We start from the raw sequence: 2,395 nt of genomic DNA on the forward strand, positions 1-2,395 counted from the left end.
GTCAGATAGCGCTCAATGTCGTCAAGTTCCTCGTTTGTGACCGGCAACTCCGCAAGCGAATAGACTTGCGACGCGCCGTTCACCGATCGCAAGCTCACTATCGAACGGAGCGGCACAACCGCAGCCAATGTCGGGGAATGGCTCGTGACGACAAGTGCCTGTGCCGGGTCAGCTTTTTGAAATAGCTTATCGAATACAGCCCGCTGAAGTTGAGGATGGAGGTGAGCCTCCGGTTCCTCGATACAAAGCAGCGAATAGTTGCGTTCATTCTTGGCACGCCGCCAAGCAAACTCCGCCAATTTCAAAGTGATCAAGGCGACATTCGCAGAGCCCAGGCTTGCCTCAGCAATGCTGCGTTTGCCGTTATCGATGAACATTGCAATTGAACGGAACAATCGAAGCGGATCGGTGGGCGCAAAGCGTAGGCGTGCATCAATGTCATGCGCGCTTCCGGCAAGGTCCAGAATGCCAGCGCGGAGGGAGTCTTCGAGCGCTTTAACCGACGGGAAACTTTCGAGCTTCTTGGTCGCACTTTCAAGCGTGGCAGCAACGCTATCCAGTTCACTACGACTGACTGTCGCCACGGCATCCTCGAGCAATGGGCGCAGCGGTGAGTTGCGCCACGATGCCAGTTGCCCCTCGGCGTCGCGCAACGCGTCGAGCATATCTAGCGCAACCCTGCGACGGACCCGGCTTGGGACGGCTCGGGATTCATCACCCCCACCGAAAACGATGAACTCGCAGTCCTCACCGGATTGTGGAGCGCCAGTGACGTCGGCTCGCTTTCGGTAAACGTAGCTCAGACGCGCTACTTTTGGATCGGCTGCCGTACGGAAGTCAGTGAGCAATGCAACCAGCGCGTCGTCGCCGTCGAATTCGGCGAAATCGAGATGCACTTCAATCTGCGGATTTTGGGTTAGGTCACAACCATCCCAAAAATCGGAGAGCTTCAGTTGCCTTGCGGAGTCGGGCAGCGTCGGATCGAGGACAAGCCGAATGGCAAACAGGAGATTGCTTTTCCCAACACGATTCTCGCCCAGCAGCACAACATTACCGACGAGCGGGACATCGATTCCCGCGAAATTTCGGAAGTTCCGAACGGTCAACCTTGCTAAGCGCACGCCACCCTCCCTTGGTCCCATCGCTCCCGGCCGTCAGCCTCTGCGCGCGGCTATCTCCGACAGTTGAAATTGGTAATTAATTTACCATTGGACAATAGGGCTAAATTACTCAAGAAGGCAAGTGACTCTGCTTGTGAATTCGGAAGCTCATCAACAGTTGGGGATGTGTACCGGTTTATGGCGGCACAGCAAAGTCGGCCGGAAGTAGCGAAGCGCTCGGTCATCGCTCGCAATTCTGGCTTGCTCACGCTTGCACTAGCTCGCCCATGCCGCGGAAATACTCCACCCCAGAGTTACCGGTACGGTTATCGCAGACCCAGAGACTTGGATTGCCGCCTTTGGGCGCCCCGCCGATTGGCCGGTCTCCGGCGCACAACTAACGCCTGAAGGTCTGCGTGCAGATATTGGCGAAGGGCCGCTCCTGGCCGCACTCGGCCTGCCACCCCAGCGACGCCACCGCTCCAGCATCGAGCGATGCCAGTCTCGCTGCCACCTCCCAAAACCTCCCCCTTGCCATCCTCCCCCGAACCCCTGTAGAATTGCGCGTTCTGCGGGCGTCGTATAATGGCCATTACCTCAGCTTCCCAAGCCGCAACGGCTGGAGCAAACGCACTGTTTGCGCGGGGTTTCGCGGTGATTTTTCTGTTGGAGATGTACGGATCCACGTATCACGCGGGATTCACGGCGATGCCAGTTTTCACCGCAGCATCAATCAAGCGAAAGCTGCTGACCTAGCAGGAAATGCCGCGCCACTTACGTAGCGCGGCCCCGGCTTAAAACAGCGTCAGTTGATTAGGGCACGAACGCCAATGCTGGCGCACCTGCTCCGTGCGGCCAAAGCGAAATCGCGTGTATTGCCGCACAAATACACTCTTGGGGTTGGATGCCAAGGGCATGTCAATCCTCACAGTGAAGATTCGAAGGCAATAGTTGCCCACAACCCCTTGAGCGTATAAACTCAAGCCGTCTGCCAAGACAGGTTGTAGGTGGTAGAGGGGTGCCTTCACCACCTTGCCAGAAGCCCTCACGACGCGCCAACGTCGTGAGGGCTTTTATTTCTTAGTCCTCAGCCTCCCCCTCCTCATCATCGGTAAGCTGCAAATCGATGTACGCCTTCAACCGAGCCTTATCCGCCTCAAAGAAGGGAATAGGAATCTCCAACCACGCCTGGCGGTTCTTTGGTAGTCGGACAGGTATGCGAACCATTTCTTCGCTTGTCTCGCGCACCAAAGATTGACGACGCACCTCGACCTGATCGGACAATGCGTCCCGAC

2 protein-coding genes are annotated in these 2,395 nt (G+C 56.9%); both read right to left on the reverse strand.

Features of this window, described 5'->3' with window-relative positions; all coding sequences use genetic code 11:
• On the reverse strand, positions 1–1,121 hold a 1,121-nt coding region (locus ACWERV_RS36625; RefSeq protein ID WP_452941201.1), incomplete at its 3' end, for an ATP-dependent nuclease.
• A gap of 1,059 nt (positions 1,122–2,180) precedes the next feature.
• Positions 2,181–2,395, reverse strand: a 215-nt coding sequence (locus tag ACWERV_RS36630) for a hypothetical protein (RefSeq protein WP_452941203.1), incomplete at its 5' end; no start/stop codon positions are given.

This window comes from Streptomyces sp. NPDC004031 (assembly GCF_053604375.1).